General features: G+C 55.7%; 15 protein-coding genes. 4 read left to right on the forward strand and 11 right to left on the reverse strand.

All coding sequences use genetic code 11. The annotated features are described in order from the left end of the window. Both ACMGGN_RS10680 and ACMGGN_RS10685 read right to left on the reverse strand, forming a co-directional pair. Entirely contained in the window at window positions 1-2,166 is a 2,166-nt protein-coding gene (locus tag ACMGGN_RS10680; protein ID WP_204917796.1) for a response regulator, read from the reverse strand. A gap of 117 nt (window positions 2,167-2,283) precedes the next feature. Further along, complete coding sequence (locus ACMGGN_RS10685; RefSeq protein ID WP_237858297.1) at window positions 2,284-2,898, reverse strand: LysE family translocator; 615 nt, start codon at window positions 2,896-2,898, stop codon at window positions 2,284-2,286. 109 nt (window positions 2,899-3,007) lie between these two features. Here ACMGGN_RS10685 and ACMGGN_RS10690 point away from each other — a divergent pair, with 109 nt between their 5' ends. After that, window positions 3,008-3,460 carry an Lrp/AsnC family transcriptional regulator gene (locus ACMGGN_RS10690; RefSeq protein WP_039604202.1) on the forward strand — a complete coding sequence of 151 codons (453 nt, stop codon included), beginning with the start codon at window positions 3,008-3,010 and terminating at the stop codon, window positions 3,458-3,460. Window positions 3,461-3,747: 287 nt separating this feature from the next. After that, window positions 3,748-5,160, forward strand: coding sequence for a purine-cytosine permease family protein (locus ACMGGN_RS10695; protein ID WP_119688918.1), 1,413 nt, complete (start codon window positions 3,748-3,750; stop codon window positions 5,158-5,160). Window positions 5,161-5,223: 63 nt separating this feature from the next. On the opposite strand, the gene ACMGGN_RS10700 is transcribed toward ACMGGN_RS10695, so the two are convergent. The 7 genes from ACMGGN_RS10700 to ACMGGN_RS10730 all read right to left on the reverse strand — a co-directional run bounded on the left by ACMGGN_RS10700 (window position 5,224) and on the right by ACMGGN_RS10730 (window position 12,733). Then, entirely contained in the window at window positions 5,224-5,997 is a 774-nt protein-coding gene (locus ACMGGN_RS10700) for a transporter substrate-binding domain-containing protein (RefSeq protein ID WP_254467726.1), read from the reverse strand. A gap of 504 nt (window positions 5,998-6,501) precedes the next feature. Next, entirely contained in the window at window positions 6,502-7,764 is a 1,263-nt protein-coding gene (locus ACMGGN_RS10705; protein WP_414156750.1) for an OprD family porin, read from the reverse strand. 322 nt (window positions 7,765-8,086) lie between these two features. Beyond that, the gene (locus ACMGGN_RS10710) at window positions 8,087-8,389 is read right to left on the reverse strand and encodes a DUF1330 domain-containing protein (RefSeq protein ID WP_119688915.1); all 303 of its coding nucleotides are present in this window, start codon (window positions 8,387-8,389) and stop codon (window positions 8,087-8,089) included. A gap of 91 nt (window positions 8,390-8,480) precedes the next feature. Next, window positions 8,481-8,951, reverse strand: coding sequence for a cupin domain-containing protein (locus ACMGGN_RS10715; protein WP_119688914.1), 471 nt, complete (start codon window positions 8,949-8,951; stop codon window positions 8,481-8,483). A gap of 70 nt (window positions 8,952-9,021) precedes the next feature. Further along, complete coding sequence (locus tag ACMGGN_RS10720) at window positions 9,022-10,422, reverse strand: GntP family permease (protein WP_119688913.1); 1,401 nt, start codon at window positions 10,420-10,422, stop codon at window positions 9,022-9,024. Between the two features lie 87 nt (window positions 10,423-10,509). Continuing rightward, entirely contained in the window at window positions 10,510-11,286 is a 777-nt protein-coding gene (locus ACMGGN_RS10725; RefSeq protein WP_119688912.1) for an SDR family NAD(P)-dependent oxidoreductase, read from the reverse strand. Between the two features lie 97 nt (window positions 11,287-11,383). Continuing rightward, the gene (locus ACMGGN_RS10730; RefSeq protein ID WP_119688911.1) at window positions 11,384-12,733 is read right to left on the reverse strand and encodes an MFS transporter; all 1,350 of its coding nucleotides are present in this window, start codon (window positions 12,731-12,733) and stop codon (window positions 11,384-11,386) included. 305 nt (window positions 12,734-13,038) lie between these two features. On the opposite strand from ACMGGN_RS10730, the gene ACMGGN_RS10735 reads away from it, so the two are divergent. Together ACMGGN_RS10735 and ACMGGN_RS10740 are read left to right on the forward strand one after the other, a co-directional pair. Then, a complete protein-coding gene (locus ACMGGN_RS10735; RefSeq protein ID WP_119688910.1) occupies window positions 13,039-13,611 on the forward strand; it encodes a LuxR C-terminal-related transcriptional regulator in 573 nt (190 codons plus the stop codon). A 178-nt stretch (window positions 13,612-13,789) separates the two neighbouring features. Next, the gene (locus ACMGGN_RS10740; protein WP_147405252.1) at window positions 13,790-13,987 is read left to right on the forward strand and encodes a hypothetical protein; all 198 of its coding nucleotides are present in this window, start codon (window positions 13,790-13,792) and stop codon (window positions 13,985-13,987) included. A 52-nt stretch (window positions 13,988-14,039) separates the two neighbouring features. Here the strand turns inward: ACMGGN_RS10740 and pcaF are convergent, their stop codons facing one another. Together pcaF and ACMGGN_RS10750 are read right to left on the reverse strand one after the other, a co-directional pair. Next, window positions 14,040-15,242, reverse strand: a complete 1,203-nt coding sequence (gene pcaF / locus ACMGGN_RS10745) for a 3-oxoadipyl-CoA thiolase (protein WP_196914427.1) — start codon at window positions 15,240-15,242, stop codon at window positions 14,040-14,042. 32 nt (window positions 15,243-15,274) lie between these two features. Beyond that, window positions 15,275-16,651: an MFS transporter gene (locus ACMGGN_RS10750; protein ID WP_414156751.1), complete on the reverse strand. Its 1,377-nt coding sequence runs from the start codon at window positions 16,649-16,651 to the stop codon at window positions 15,275-15,277. Window positions 16,652-16,787 lie beyond the last annotated feature (136 nt).

Raw genomic sequence — 16,787 nt, forward strand, 5'->3', positions numbered from 1 at the left:
TCAAGGCTTGCCGGTAAGCAAGCGCGCCACACTCTGCGCCAGTTCTGCGCGCCGGTACGGCTTGCGCAACACCTCGAAGCCCTTGAGTTCGCGCGGTGTCAGGTTGGCGTAGCCGGTAATGATCAGCACTGGCAGGTCAGCCTGACGCTCGCGCATCCGTTGAGCGAACCGCACCCCGGTCATATCAGCCATGACATGATCGGTCACCAGAACATCCGGCCACCAGCCCTTCTCCACCAGCTGCAACGCTGCAGCGGCACTGGCGGCTTCGGTCACCTGATAACCCAGTTCACGCAACTGCAGCGCTGTGGCATGGCGCACGATCTCCTCGTCGTCCACCAGCAGCACCCGAAGTGCACCGTCGGCAAGCGGCACCTCGGCCATTTCACTGTCACGACACACCGCAGCCACATCGCTGCTCGGCAGCCATAACGTGGCAACGGTACCCTCCCCTTGCTGCGAGCGTATCTGGAAGCCGCCACCAGACTGTACGGCCAGCCCCTGGACCATCGGCAGGCCAAGACCAGTGCCCTTTCCCACGCCTTTGGTGGAATAGAACGGTTCGACGCAGCGGCGCAACTGATCTTCGTCCATGCCACTGCCACTGTCGCGAACCTGCAGCCACACCAGCGTCCCTTCAGTGAGGCCCGCAGGCCTTGGGGGCCCGTCGGCCTCAAGCCCTGCGCAGATCCTCAAGGTGCCACCGTCGCCCATGGCGTCGCGGGCGTTGACCGCAAGGTTGAGCAGCGCCAGTTCCAGTTGATGGGGGTCTACGAGGACTGCAGGCAGGGCTGGGTCAATCTGTACCTGCACGGCAACTGTCGGCCCCAGTGATCGGGCCAGCAGCTCGTGCATGTCCTCTACCAGAGCGGCCAACGACACGGCCTGTGGCTTGAGCGTTTGTCGGCGGGCAAAGCTGAGCAACCGCCCGACCAGATTGCGCGCACGCTCGGCAGCCTGCAGCCCCCCGTCGATCAGGCGCGGGGCACGTTCGGAGTGCGGCTGCCGGCGCAGCAGCTCGAAAGAGGCGATGATAGGCGTGAGCATGTTGTTCAAGTCATGGGCGATGCCGCCAGTCAACTGCCCGATCATTTCCAGCTTGTGCGCTTCGTGCAACTGCAGCATCGCAGCCTCACGCTGGGCGAGTGCCGCCGTGACGCGCTCCTCCAGGCTGTCGTTGAGCAGGTGCAGGGCGCGTTCTGCGCGGGCATGGGTAATGGCCGCCCAGCCTTGCTTGGCGGTTTCCGCCACCAACTGGCATTCCTCTTCAAGGCACTGGCGCGGGCTATGAAAGTGCACGCCAAGCATGGCCTCCAGGCGACCGCCACGCAGCACCGGTACATGCAGCGTGGAACATAGGCCGCTCAGGGGTGACGTTGCGCTGTCATGCGCTTGCTGCACCACCTGCCCTGCCGCCAACTGCTCATGCAGCGATGCGCCGTAAGTCGCATAGTGGTGTTGGCCGACGAGCGATGGCACGCCCTCAGCCCAATCGTGCGCGACCTTGAAACCTGCGCCATCGCCCTGATCTTCGCCAAAACAGACTTGCGCCGCCCCCAGGTGCTCGGCCAGGCGGCTCACCACATAGGCTTCGATGCGGTCTGCTTCGCCCAGCCCGGGCAACGTGCGGCCCAACTCCAGCAAGAACGCCTGGTTCTGCTGGAGGCGCACCCGCTCGGTGGTCTCGGTGACCAGGCACAACACGCCGCCGACAGTACCATCGGCCTCACGCACCGCGGAATAAGACACATCGAAGTACACCGTCTCGCCCAATCCGTGGCGTTCTATATAAAAGGGGCGATCCTTAGCCGCGAAGGTCTGGCCAGTCTCACGCACACCGCGCAGCAACGGCTCGAGGTCATGCCACAGTTCGCGCCAGTACTCCTTGCCTGGACGCCCCAGTGCGTGGGGATGCTTGCTGCCAATGGTCGGCGCATAGGCGTCATTGTAAAGCGCAGCAAAGGCCTCACCCCAGAACAGCACGAACTGCGCCTGGGCCGGCAGTAATGTGGCCATCACCGCCTGCAAGTGGGGCGACCATGCTTCAGGCGGGCCGAGCGGCGAGTCGCTCCAGTCCATCGTCTGCAGCAGTGTGCCGATGGCACCGCCATTGAGCAGGAAGTGTGGTAGCGGATTGGGGGTTTCGTGTCGTTGAAGCGGTTTCATGTCTGGGAAGTCCCGGGCATATTGCCATCCATCTGATGATAAGAGATGTGCAATAAACAGTTCGTTCCCAGGGATTGGCCGTTAATTACTCCCCCGCTCAGGCGAGCATGCGCAGCATCAGCCGAGTTGCCCGATCATCAACCCCAGCGCCACCAGGATCATCGCCGTTCCCGATAACCGCCCGACCCACTTCGCCGCCTCCGGCCGGGTACTCAGGACGGCTTTGGCGCCATAGCCGACCAGCAGATAGATCACCAGCGAACTACACAGGTGGACCAGGCCGAGCAGCAGGATCTGCACAGGCACCGGCCAGCTCGACTGTGGGTCGGTGAATTGCGGCAGCAAGGCCAGGAAAAGCAGGAACACCTTGGGGTTGAGCCCGCTCACGCAGAAACCCTTGAGCGCCCAGCGCGAGCCGCTATCGCCTGCATCACCCTGCCCTCCTTGCGGTACCGCCGGGCTCAGTAACAGGTTGCCGCCCAGCCAGAGCAGATAGGTGCAGCCAGCCAAGGTCAGCAACAATAAGGCCAGCGGATGCCCGGCAACCAGGCTACCCACGCCAGCTGCAACGATCAGGGTTGCCAGAAAATGCCCGGACAGCATGCCGGCCACCGCAGGCATCACCCAGCGCCCGCGCATGCCGGCCGAGATGGCGTAAGCCCAGTCTGCACCGGGGGTGATCACGAACAGCAATGACACGGCCCAGAACGCCGTCAGCACACTGATTGCCACTTGAATCTTCCTTCAGTGGATTTGGAGTGAGGAAAGCGTACGGATTCCATCAAGGAATTATCTTTCGTATATTTCCCTTTCAAGCCTTATTGATGGAAGATTCTTCTCCGTGGACAGGACAGACCGCAAGATACTTGCCGAACTGCAAAAAGATGGTCGTTTGTCGGTTACCGAACTGGCTGATCGCGTGGGGCTGAGCCTGTCGCCTTGCCATCGGCGGCTAAAGGCACTGGAAGAATCGGGAGCCATCCTCGGTTACCACGCTCGCCTGGCACCAAGCGCCCTGGGGCTGAACTTCGCCGCGCTGGTGTTCGTCACGTTGCGCGAAGTCACCCGCCAGCCGGTCGCGGATTTCGAGGCGGCACTGGGCGAAATACCGCAGATCGTCGAGGCGCAGCGGCTTTTCGGCGACCCGGATTACCTGCTGCATGTCGTGGCAAAAGACCTGCCGGCGTTTCAGAAACTGTATGACGAACAGCTGACCAGCATTCCCAACGTCAAGCGCTTGAGCTCGACCCTGGTGATGAAAGAGGTGATTCAGGACCGGATGCTGCCGATGTAACTGCATGCACTTCAATCGGGCAGCTCGCACCAACACCACACACCCGTTTGAACCCGTACCAGCCCAAACCTGCCAAACCCGGGCCTCCCAGCCCGGTGGCCCGCTCCTTGCAACCACTGGCCCCTTAACCTTTTGTCAGCCTTAGGTTTTTTAAGGTTTATGGGCACATATTTACTAATTTCTCCTTCCCCCCGCACCCCGCATCATCGCTCCAACAAGAACGCGTCGCCCTTCGCCGGCACGCACCCGGGCAGCACCCGATGCCCAACCTTGCCTTGGAGTCAGTCATGACCAGTGCAGCCAATTCGGCACCCCTCATAGAAAAACACACGATCGGCTACGTGCCCCCGCAAGACCGCCATGGAAAGGTAAGGGATCTGTTCACGCTGTGGTTCGGCGGCAACATCGCGCCGCTGCCCATCGTCACCGGCGCGCTCGGCGTGCAGCTGTTTCACCTGAACCTGCTGTGGGGCATCGTCGCCATTCTGGTTGGCCACCTGGTCGGCGGAGTGCTGATGGCGCTGCACTCGGCCCAGGGCCCGCAAATGGGCATCCCGCAGATGATCCAGAGCCGCGCCCAGTTCGGCTCGCTCGGGGCACTCCTCGTGGTGGTGATCGCCGGCGTGATGTACATCGGCTTTTTCGCCTCCAACATCGTCCTGGCCGGCAAATCGCTGCATGGCGTGGTAGACAGCGTGCCGGTACCGGTAGGTATCGTCATCGGCGCGCTGGGCTCGGGGATCATCGGCATCATCGGCTATCGCTTCATCCACGTGCTCAACCGCATCGGCACCTGGGTACTGGGCATCGGCATCGTGATCGGTTTCGGCTACATCTTCACCCACGTGCAGAGCGACGATTTCCTCACCCGCGGGGGCTTCAACTTGGCCGGCTGGCTGGCCACCGTGTCGCTGGCGGCGCTGTGGCAGATCGCCTTTGCTCCCTACGTGTCGGACTATTCGCGTTACCTGCCGGCTGACGTGAAGGTCTCATCGACCTTCTGGACCACCTACCTTGGGTCGGCACTGGGCTCGAGCCTGTCGTTCATCTTTGGCGCCGTGGCGGTGCTGGCGATCCCCGCCGGCATGGACACCATGGACGCGGTCAAACTCGCCACCGGCACCCTCGGCCCGATCATGCTGGTGCTTTTCCTGCTCAGCGTGATCAGCCACAACGCCCTCAACCTCTATGGCGCAGTGCTGTCGATCATCACCCTGATCCAGACCTTCGCCTACCGCTGGATCCCCACAGCCAAGAGCCGTGCGGTACTGTCGCTGATCGTGCTGGCGGCCTGCTGCGTGGTGGCGGTGTTCGCCTCGGCGGACTTCATCGGCCACTTCGTCGACATGGTGCTGGTGTTGCTGGTGGTGCTGGTGCCGTGGACCGCGATCAACCTGATCGACTTCTACGTGATTCACAAGGGCGACTACGACATCCAGTCGATCTTCAAGGTCGATGGCGGTATCTACGGGCGCTACAACCCGCAGGCGCTGACCGCCTATGCAGTGGGTATCGTGGTGCAGATTCCGTTCATGAACACGCCGCTGTACGTGGGGCCGATCTCCGAGCACATCAACGGTGCCGACCTGTCCTGGCTGGTGGGCCTGCTGATCACTTCGCCGCTGTACTGGTGGCTGGCGAGCCGCGACAGTGCCTATCGCCGTCGCCAGACCAGCGCCAAGCTCGCGGCCGCAAGCTGATCAGGCAGATGCGCCAGGGCCTGGCGCAATGACAATCGCCTGGAAACGGGCGGTTGTGACAGCTCAGGGCGCCGCCAGCCACGGCTCAGTGATGCTGTCGTAGCTTCCGCTGGCTACGCTCAGGTGCAACCACTGATCGACGTAGGCCTTCCAGGCCACATCATCACGAGGCAGCAGGAAGGCCTTTTCGCTGTACTGCATGGCGCGTTCCGGGTTGACCGCACACAGCCCGGGTTTGAGCTTTTGCTGATAACGCGCTTCGCTGGCGTCGGTAATCATTACATCGGCCTTGCCAGACAGCAGCTCGTCAAAAATCGTCACGTTATCGTGCAGACGTATGCGCGCCTGGCCAAGATGCGCGCGTGCGAACGCCTCGTTGGTGCCGCCGGCGGGTTCGATCACCCTGACCTGGGGCTGGTTGATTTGCGCCACCGTCTGATAAAGCCGCACATCGGCGCAGCGTACCAGCGGGATCTTGCCGTCGACGCCCAGTGACTCACTGAAAAATGCCTTCCTCTGCCGTTCCAGTGACACTGAAATGCCGCCGACCGCAATGTCACAGCGTTGGCTCAGAAAGTCCGGCATCAGGGTTTTCCAAGTAGTGGGCACCCAATGGATGTTCACCTCGAGGCTCTTGGCCAGAGACTGAGCCATGGCAATGTCGATACCTTCATAGCTGCCATCCGCGCGCAGGGACGAATAAGGCTTGTAGTCTCCAGTCGTACAGACCCTGAGCGTACCGCGCTGAAGGACCTCATCGAGGCGCGAAGCGGTGGGCGCGGCAATTGCGTTACCGGTCATGGCTGCCAATAGGCAGAAGGTCAAAGGAGCTTTCATGCGGTCGGGTCCTTGTGAGCATGGTCGCTGCCGCCATTGGTCTGGGCAGAGCGAGGGTGGGGAACGTCAATGAAAATTAGGGCCACCAGCCCTCTACTTTCCTGCTGCTGCTCCAGTAACCATATTCTGAATTCGATAACTCCACAGCCAGCTCGATAACATCTGAAGCACTTGCTTCTAGCGGATTATGCGAAAAATCCTATTAAAAATACATTTTTTAAGGGGAGCCTGCGCATTACATTGAACGAGAGTCAATGGATGTCCGCTCGCTTGGCTTGCTCAACCATCAGCACCCACCAAGCTGCGCTCGAAGTTAACCTCTCCGGCTCGCTGCTGAACAAAGCCACTGTTTGGGCAGAGCCTGTTGCTTACAGTATCTCGGCGGGTACTCTGGCTAGCGCCATTGAAAAATTCGCCGCTGCCAGTGACGTTGTTATCAGCTTCAGTGGTGAGGCGGTCACCGAAGGAAGGGCCGACTCGGCAGAGCCAGCCCTTTTCGTTACTTTAGAAGTTAAAGGTGTAACGCATGATCAATCGATTTTCATTAGCGCTATCCGCATAGGTCGATCGGTTCGTAGAGTTACGCCATTGGAACGAAACGCCCTTTGCAGGCCCACTCTGGATGACATAAGAGATGTCAGTGACCCGCTCCCATTCTTTGCCCTCGTCCCCGTTTAGACGCAGAGAAGCGGCTTGGCGGCTTGTCAGCAGAGTAGGATCAACATCATCCCCTTTCATGTACCTGGTGGTAAACAGCAAGCCAGGCACACCCAAAGCAGCGAAGTCAAAGTCATACCTCGCGAACCAGACGCGCTCGTTGGGGGCAGTGAATGTGCTGACCAGCGATTCGCCGAATAGGTAGCTATCTGTGCCGTTTACAAACGCAAATGGCGTGTCGCCCCAAGCCTTCTGGTAACCGCCACCGATGGTGTGCCCTTTAATGCTGTAGGCGAAATAGCTACTCAGCGTTCGGTTGTCCACCTCACCTAATTTTTTGGAGCCGGTTTCGCTAGCATCGAACAGGCGAACATCCGCGATCACATTGCCTTCCGAAACCGGCTGGATAACTTTAATCCCCGCGAAGTAGGATTTGTAGAGGTCTTCAAGCTCGGCGGCGTGCAAGCTGAATGTCATGTCCTTTGCTGGCTTGAAGTCCAATGCCATGTAGTTATAGTGATCAGCCTCAACCGGAGCATAGCCAGTAGCTGTGAGGGATTCGAAATCGGTGGAATTACGCTGCTTCACGGCGTTTACCCTGATAGCCGTTACCGTCAATTTATCGATATCGTTGACGGTCAAAGACCCCCCGCGAAAAACCTGAGGCAGTAGGCGACTATTATTGCTCCAGAGGAGAGGCATTAGAGGATTCACCCCTCCTACCCTCAACTCAGTCTTGCCTACCCTCGCTTTAGCGGTAGCCACAAATTTTCCGTACTCGTCTTCCACATTCCTGCCGGAATCGTAGGCAAGCAGCCCAGACCCCGTTCTGTCAGGGCTAGAGTCAAGCTTAACCCCCAACAAGCCCATGGCATCGATACCGAAACCCACCGGCCCTTCTGTGAAGCCAGACTGCAGGTTCAGAATAAAGCCTTGTGCCCACTCATCGCGCTTGGACTGCACAGCTCCATCATTGCGAAAATCGCGATTGTAATAGAAATTTCGAAGCTCGAAATTGCCTTTGAAGTCGTCCACGAACGCGGCAGAAGCATAAGGCGCGACTAACAGTACTACCGAACAAACCAACGATTTTTGAGAAAAAACAGACATCACAGGCACCTTGTTATTGTTTTGTGCTTGAGCATGGATCATCGATAAACGACCCAAACAATTCCAACCCTACATAGAGTTATACCCGCCGACAGCTTGCTCATTAGAAGCCAATAGAGCAATTTCATCTCGGCTTCCAGCTATCCCCGGGAGAGTAACCCTTAAAACAATATCGTCTGCAGTTATTAGTAGATCCTCAGGAACCAGCCCGCAAGGACACTTGAATCGCACAAATCACACCTGACAAAGCTCGATCATGGCGAGTCCCGAGGATCGAATCTAGCCTACCTCCAGTACCGATATTTGTCCTTTCTGCTCAGGCCTAGCCCGCACATCCTTCCATGATGTAAAGGTGTGCTACTGAAGCGTCAAACCGGAGCTGAATGATGGATTGGTATTCTTCTGAGTAGTAAAAGTCTCGAGCCTTTTTCAAAGTTGAAAACTCAAGTAGAATCACCCTGGGCACTAAACGCTTGCCCTCGATGACTTCAGGAGAGTTAGTCGATATGAGGAAGTTGGCTTCCCAGCTTTCTAGGATCGGACGCACCTTCTCCATATACTCATGGTAAAAGACTTCATGGTCGTGAACGGTGAGCTCCGCAAAAAGGTAGCCCTTAGCACCCATACTAAAAACCTCGGGTATTTAGCAATCATAATTAAAAGTTTCTAAGCGGGGCAGTCCCTACCTATTTCGCCCCGCTTTGAACTCCTTATACCTAGACGCCTTCAGCAGCACCCTTTGGCAGGTGGGCCGGCGGGTCGCAAGCTACAGTGCCCATCTTGGCCGGCACAGACATTTCAAAAAGCTCCAAATCAGGCGAAATCGCTGTCTCGTTGTGCTTGAGCCCTGGTGGAATGAACAGTGACTCACCTGTGTTCACCCGGATGGTACGCCCGTCTTCGAACTGTAGATCGATCCATCCGCGCAGCGCATAGACAAAATGCACATCGCAGATGTGATAGTGCCAACCAGTCTCCTCCATCACATCCGTCGCACAAGTAACCTGAGCACGCGCCAATCCTCCAGTAGCATCAGTCAGCCCCAAGTCTCGGTATTTGAAAAAATGCCGACGTCCTGCGACAAATGGTGCATTCTCGGGAGTAGCGTGGGTAAGCTTCTGCAGCAGCTCGGCAACCTCATCAGGAATTCCTACCTGAGGAATTGAACTCGGATCAATATTGCTCATTACTTTCTCCTCACCTTTGACAGCCAGGGCTAACGCCCAATCATTTAAAAGATCCCCTGAACTAGAGCACTCACACCAGACCAAAACCGTAATAGAGAGCGATCACAAAAAACACAGCCAGCGTTTTGATAATTGTTATGCCGAAAATTTCGTGATACGACTGCTTGTGGGTCAATCCGGTAACAGCCAGCAAGGTGATAACCGCGCCATTATGGGGTAATGTGTCCATACCACCACTGGCCATAGATACTATTCGATGCATAACTTCTAAGGGTATAGCGGCGGCATTTGCAGCATTGGTTAACTGATCGCCCATCGCCGCGAGGGCGATACTTAAGCCTCCAGACGCAGAGCCAGTAATCCCAGCTAGTGTGCTTACAGAAACTGCGGCTTTGATCAACGGATCAGTGAGGTATTGCAAAGCACCACTCACAGCAACGAAGCCAGGCAAAATAGCAATGACACTGCCAAAGCCATATTCGGAGGCTGTGTTCAGTGCCGCCAAGGAAGCGCCAGATACCGCCTGCTTTGTGCTTGCGGCGAAGCGAGTGCTGACCTGTCTGAAAGCAACGATGCAGACGAACAAAATTCCACAGAGCAAAGCTCCCGCTACCGCCCAGATGGCCGCAACACTCGAAGTTTTCCCGGCTATCGTGCCTGTAGCGCCAGGGAACAGGCTGCTCTCCACTGTGAATGACGACTCAAACCAATGCGGTATGTAGGTGGACAACAGATAGTTGGTAACACCCACGATCAGCAGCGCGATGATGGCCAATGCAGGGCTTGGAAGGGATGCCAACTGAGTCCGTTCAGGCTCATTTATGTGTCCCTCGCCATAACCTTCACCTGTCTTCGTAACCGACTTGCGACGATACTCAAGGTAAAGGAGACCTATAGTGACAACGAACAGTGATCCGCATATACCTAGGATCGGTGCCGCCCACGAGGTTGTATTGAAGAATGTGGTTGGGATGATGTTTTGGATCTGTGGAGTACCTGGCATCGCATCCATGGTGAATGAGAATGAGCCAAGCGCAAGCGCTCCTGGCAGCAGCCGCTTAGGAATATTATTCTGCTTGTATAGCTCCGCTGCAAATGGGTATACGGCAAAAACGACCACGAAGACAGAAACACCTCCATAGGTCATCAAGCCGCATACAGCGACAATCACCAAATTCGCCTTTGACTTACCAAAATGACGAATAGCGGAGGAAACGATGGCCTCCGAGAAGCCGGAAATTTCGACTACCTTCCCGAAAACAGCACCCAGCAAGAAAATAGGGAGATACAACTTAACAAACGTAGCAACCTTCTCCACAAATACACCGGAGAAGACTGGCGCCACAGAAGATGGGTCAACCAGAAATACTGCTCCCATTGCTGCAACAGGAGCTACGAGTATTACACTGTAGCCTCGGTAGGCCATAACCATTAAGAACACTAAGGCAGCCAGTGCTATAAAAACGGACATTCAGTACCTCACTGCATTATTTTTATTGTACGGGTCACACTAGGCTTAAACGCCTAGGGGGATGCTCATCCCCCTAGCGTGCAGGGACTACCCCAGCTTGCCGGTTTTGGCAACACCGCTTGCGAGATAACCACCATCAACAGGAAGCAGAACACCGTTAATATAAGCTGCTGCATCAGATGCAAGGTACAAGACTGCTGAGGTCATTTCTTCCAGCATTCCAAGTCGTCCAGCTGGAATCATTGAGCTGTAAGCCTGGATGGTTTCAGGTGTATAGCTTTCCTGAGTGAGAGGCGTAAGCACCGGCCCGGGAGCAATGGCATTGCTGGAAATGCCGTGCGGCCCCAGCTCCATTGCGAGTTGACGGGTAAGGCCAGCCATGGCTGCCTTGGACGTCCCGTAAGCCGTTCGGCCAATACCTGCTCGCTCAGCACCTATCGACGCGATGTTGATGATTCTGCCGCAGCCGAGTGCGACCATGCTTTTTGCCGCTCGTTGTGCGCAAAGAAATGCCCCAGTGACGTTTACTGCCAAAACCTTTACGAACAGGTCAGCGGGGTAGTCAATGAAGCTGTGAAGACCTAATATGCCAGCACTGTTGACAAGAATATTCGTGCTTTCTCCGTACCAAGATTCCGCTAAGAAAAATGCTTTCTCTACAGATTCTGGATTAGATACATCAACGGAGATTGCCTTTGCTTGGTAGCCGCTATTACGAATAGCAGAAGCTACCTTTTCAGCGTTTTCCAGATTTACATCAGCAACTGCGATCTTAGCGCCTGCAGCAGCGAGCGCTACAGCCACAGACTCACCAATGCCAGACCCGGCGCCGGTAACAAACGCAGTTTTATTTTCAAAACCCATGACAGTCTCCTCAAATTACTCTTCAATTTACAGCCACGGGTGAGCTTTGCCCGTGCGAACATAAAACAACTACACCATGCATTCCGAATGCTACACCCTAACCAGAGATACCTTGTCCACGCAGCAAAACGTGCGCTTGCTGGCTCGGCTCTGACTGCGCAACAGCTTTGTCACCTACAAAATCACTCTTTCGCAAGAACAACAACGCGGCGACTGAAGCAATACCTGTGGATACGTAGAAGTACCATGGGGACGAAAGATCGCCTGTCGACTGAATCAACCACGTAGAGATCAAGGGCGCGCTTCCGCCGAACATTGCTACCGGTAGGTTGTAAGCGATAGCTATACCGGTTGAGCGTACCTTTGTCGGCAGTAACTCACTCATTGTGGCATAGGTCGATGAGGCATAAAGCCCGAACAAAATCGCTACGGCCATTAGTGGTACAAGGAAGGTGAGCGGGGTCGCACCTTTAGCAGAATGGAACAGCCAATACATTGCCAAGGTTGCAAGAACAGCCACAACCAAGAGAAAGCCTTTCCGACCATAGCGATCAGTAAACATACCGCCTAGAGGCATCACAGCAGCCGAAGTGATACTAGCGCTGAAAACGTAAAGAAGCGTCACCCCACTACTGAAACCCAGAATTTTCGACATATACGTCGAGGCAAACGTGAGTACCAAGTAAAAAATCGAACTGTGAAGGGAGATAATGAAGAAAACCAACGCGATCGAGCGCTTCCACTGCCACACATCCCGCAGCGGTGCTTTGGACGTTCCACCAGAGTGAAGTAGAGCCAGGAATTCAGGGCTGTCTTCCAGCTTTAGCCGAATATACATCGATACCAAACCCATAGGGCCGGCAAGCAGGAATGGGATCCGCCATCCCCCGTTCTGCATCGACTCCGCACCAACGAGGTAGGTCATGCCGTTGGCTACGACTCCGCCCAACACCAAGCCCAATACAGCAGTTACCATCAACCAGGAAGTTGAGAACCCCCTACGGCCAGGCCCAGCGTATTCGGAGATGAAGCTCGTAATCGTGCCGATTTCTCCACCCGCTGAAAAACCTTGAATGCAGCGAATCAGTATTAGCAAGATGGGTGCAGCGATACCCACTGATTCGTAGGTTGGAGCAAGACCGATCAGGAAGGTGGATCCGGACATCATTACCAAGACCGTGATCAAGGTACGCCGCCGTCCGATTTTGTCCGCGAGCGGCCCGAAAAAGAGACCGCCCAGTGGCCGAATGAAAAAGCTCAATGCGAAGGCTGCGAAGCTGCTCAGCAAGCTTGTTGTTGGATCATCTGATACGAAGAAAGCTTGGCCGATGTAAACAGCCAGGAAGCCATAGACACCGTAGTCATACCACTCGATGAGGTGCCCCGAGGTAGCACCGATGAAAGCACGCCTACGTTGTCGAACTACACCTTCAGATCCATCACTCATCGTTGTATCCTCTTTTATTTTTATTCATGGACTACACACGTAAATTATTTTCTGAGAGGCCTGCTATCGGCCGGCGGCCTCTTGCAGCCTTAACTTCCTTCTCCTCTGAAATGGGGCGGCGTCCTCTCGGCCGACCTGATTCATGCAGATAACCGACGATGGCACCGGTCATTTTTCAAGTCCGAGAGCTGGCTTTAGACTGCATCACCCACCAGGACACCGCTATTCGTGCAACTACGTACACGTACGAGTAGCGCCATGCGTGTTACGATGTGGGTTCGCCCTAAGCGTTTAGAAGGCCCCCGATGAGTGATCACTTACTTCAGCCACAAGATCTTGAACGGATTGGTTTTCAAGTCTCTCCGGCCCCACAGGTGATCACATCGAATCGCCGCATCCTGGAGGTGAACCAGGCTTTCGGCAGCCTTTTTGGCTTTGAGCGGATGGAACTCATCGGAGAGCTCCTGCTCAAGCTCTATCCTTCGCAGACCGATTTCCGCGATATAGGGGAGCGGAGCTTGAACTGGCTGAGGCACGCGAAGAACGGCGCTTACTCAGATGAGCGCTTCATGCAACACCGCAACGGGGAAGTGTTCTGGGCCCGGGCAAGCGGTTTCACGTTGACACCGGAGGATCCATTCCAACTGATGGTCTGGCACTTCGAGCGGGTTGATCGTGCTATCCGCACGGCTGTAAACCTCACGCCCCGAGAGCGTGAGATTTCGGTAGACATTGTGAACGGGCTTACGTGCAAAGAGATTGGCCGCAGACTGAATATCTCTCATCGCACTGTAGAGGTTCACCGTGCTCGCCTGATGAAAAAGCTCAAGGCCAAGAACAGCGCGGAACTTGTCTCCAAAATTATCGTACTGGACTGACACTGCAAATTTCCAAAACTGTTATTTGCATCAAGGAAAAGCTGTATTACAGTAAGCCGCAAGGGAAACGTCAGATGAAACTCGGATTTGCAATAATTACCTGAGCGGCAGCATGCATCTCCGCTTGCAATAAGCCTAGCTTTCTTACTTCACCAATGGTATAGCCGGGACTGGAAAATTGGACAGCAATTTTCCCGCCAAGCTTGAGAACAGTTATGCGCAGTATCAAAGCCTGAAAGGAAATGGTTTAAGTGTAATGGCACGCCGAAAACAGGCAGATCACGGCGAGATGCTGTACAAGGGAGATGGCTACATGACCGCTTGGTTCAGGTATTTACTAACCCAAGACAGTGAAGCAGCGCGAGCTTTTGTATAGCGCTACAATTCTTCTTGCAGGAAAGCCAGGCAAGCCTGGCTTGAGATACCTATCAAACGCGTTCTAGCGCAAGCGCCAAGCCTTGGCCTACTCCAACGCACATTGTCGCCAAGCCACGCCGTCCACCCTGTTTTTCTAAGGCATGCACCGCCGTCATCACCAGGCGAGCACCACTCATGCCAAGTGGATGACCAAGGGCGATGGCGCCGCCATTAGGATTTAGCTGCTTGGCATCATCTGCGATGTCCAACGCCCTGGCCACGGCAAGACTTTGACTGGCAAAGGCCTCGTTGAGCTCAATGACATCAAAGTCGCTGATTTCAAGATTGATTCTGGCAAGCAACTTCTGAACAGCTGGCACTGGCCCAATACCCATCACCCGTGGAGCGACCCCTGCGCTAGCCATACCCAGTACACGTGCGCGAGCGATGAGGCCATGGCGCTCGACCGCAGCAGCGCTTGCGAGGAACATGGCGGCTGCACCATCGTTGACTCCCGACGCATTGCCTGCGGTAACAGTGTTGCCAGGGCCGTTAACCGGCTTTAACGCTGATAATGTTTGGATGGTGGTCTCTGGACGCGGATGTTCGTCCTGGTCAACGATCCGCTCGCCCTTCCGGTGACGGACTACTACAGGGACGATTTCTTCAGAGAAGAACCCACTGCGATGAGCCTCCGCCGCGCGTGCCTGACTACGGCTAGAAAATGCATCCTGTTCTTCACGGGAAACGCCATATTGCGCAGCGACGTTGTCAGCTGTCTGCGGCATGCTATCGACGCCATAATGCTCGGCCATCGCAGGGTTGACGAAGCGCCAACCAATCGTTGTGTCCTCAATACTCATGGCACGAGAAAAAGCTGTCTCAGCCTTCCCCATCACGAATGGAGCTCTGGACATCGACTCGACGCCACCCGCAATAGCCAGCTCCATCTCGCCGCAAGCAATAGCTCGGTATGCAGTGCCAACAGCATCAAGTCCTGAAGCACACAGCCGGTTCAGCGTCACCCCGGCCACACTCTCAGGCAGCCCGGCCAGGAGCGCCGCCATGCGCGCAACATTGCGATTGTCCTCGCCGGCTTGATTTGCACAACCCAAGAACACTTCCTCGATAGCGTTCAGATCTACTCCAGGGTTGCGCTCAATCAAGGCTTTGAGAGGAACAGCTGCCAAGTCATCCGCTCGCACTCCCGCTAAGGCCCCACCAAAACGCCCGATTGGGGTACGAACGGCATCGCATATGAAAACATCATGCATGTGGATGGTTCCTGTTCAAGTCTCGAATCGAATCAGTTGGCTTTGGTGACTGGCCTACCAGCTTCAGCCGGAGTACCCAACACGATTGTTGCGGCGCCTGTGAGCATCAGAACGCCATAAGCAGCCTGCGACGCGGCCATGCTGCCAGTGAGGTCAATCAATGCACCTACAATGGCTGGCATAAATACGTTACCAACACCTGCCAAAGTGGTTACCAAGGCGATGCTGCCTGCTGCTGCCTTGCCAGTAAGCAGGCTGCCGGGGAGTGTCCAGAACGGGCCGGTCGCGCCAAGAACGGATGCTGTGGCGATTACCAGAAGAATTACCGAGGCTGTGGTATTGGGTTGGAGAATGGCCAGCGTCAACCAACCAATCGCCGAGACACTCAAGCAAATCGCTACATGCCAGCGGCGCTCCATCACTTTGTCCGAATGCTTACCTACCAAATACTGAGTGATCATGCCGACCATGAAGGGAAGCGCAGACAGCAGACCGACATGGAACAGATCAGTTACGCCAGTCTTGCGAATGATTGTTGGCACCCAGAATGCAGCGGCAACCGCGCCACTGAAAACCGCCAACGCGGTGAACGCCAGTACATAGACACGCTTGTCTTTGAACGCCCCCCAGAGTGAATGGTGTTCATTGGCGTTGCTGGTGTCATCTGCAGCCAACTCATCAAGAATGACTTTGCGCTCTTGATCAGAAAGCCACTTGGCTTCTTTGGGCGAGTTATCGAGCAACAGGTAGGTGACGACACCCATGACGCAGGCAGGCAGGCCGGCTACCAGAAACAGGATCTGCCAACCCTTGAGGCCGAACAAACCATCCAGATGCTGCATGATGCCGCCCGCCAATGGGCCACCGATCATTCCCGAGATAGGGATTGCAGCCATGAACATTGCAGTGACACTGGCTCGGCGGTTGCGCGGAACCCAAAGTGTCAGGAACAACAACACACCGGGGAAGAAGCCTGCCTCAGCCACACCCAGCGCGAAGCGCAGAATGTAGAACAGCATCTCGTTTTGCATCATTGAGAACGCCGCGCAGGCGATTCCCCACATGATCATGATGCGGAGTACCGTCTTGCGGAAACCGATGCGCTGGAGCATCAGGTTGCTCGGAATTTCAAAAAGGATGTATCCGACGAAGAAGATTCCGGCACCAATGCCGAACACCATCTCGCCGAAACCAAGGTCAGTCATGAAGCCGAGCTTGGCGAAGCCGATGACATTCCGGTCAATCAGTGCCAAGACGTAGCAGATCATGAGCAGTGGCAGGATCTTCCATTTCACTCGTGCGAACGTCCGCTGAGCGAACTGTTCGTCGGTGAACGCCTGGACGGCATCTGCACTATTGCGCGCTGTGATCATTGTGGGTTGCCCTGTTGTTGTTATCAGTTTTGCCATCACATGAGCGTGCCAGCTCAGTGTACGGCTATCAGCCAAGCCTTGGGCGCTTGCTGTGTTGCATGAGACCCCCGCAACGCCTAAAAGTCAATAGGTCATTCCTATAGCCTATTGACTTTTTGGTCGTCCTCGCCGG

Source organism: Pseudomonas sp. BNK-30 (assembly GCF_047456185.1).
Classification (GTDB): domain Bacteria; phylum Pseudomonadota; class Gammaproteobacteria; order Pseudomonadales; family Pseudomonadaceae; genus Aquipseudomonas; species Aquipseudomonas putida_E.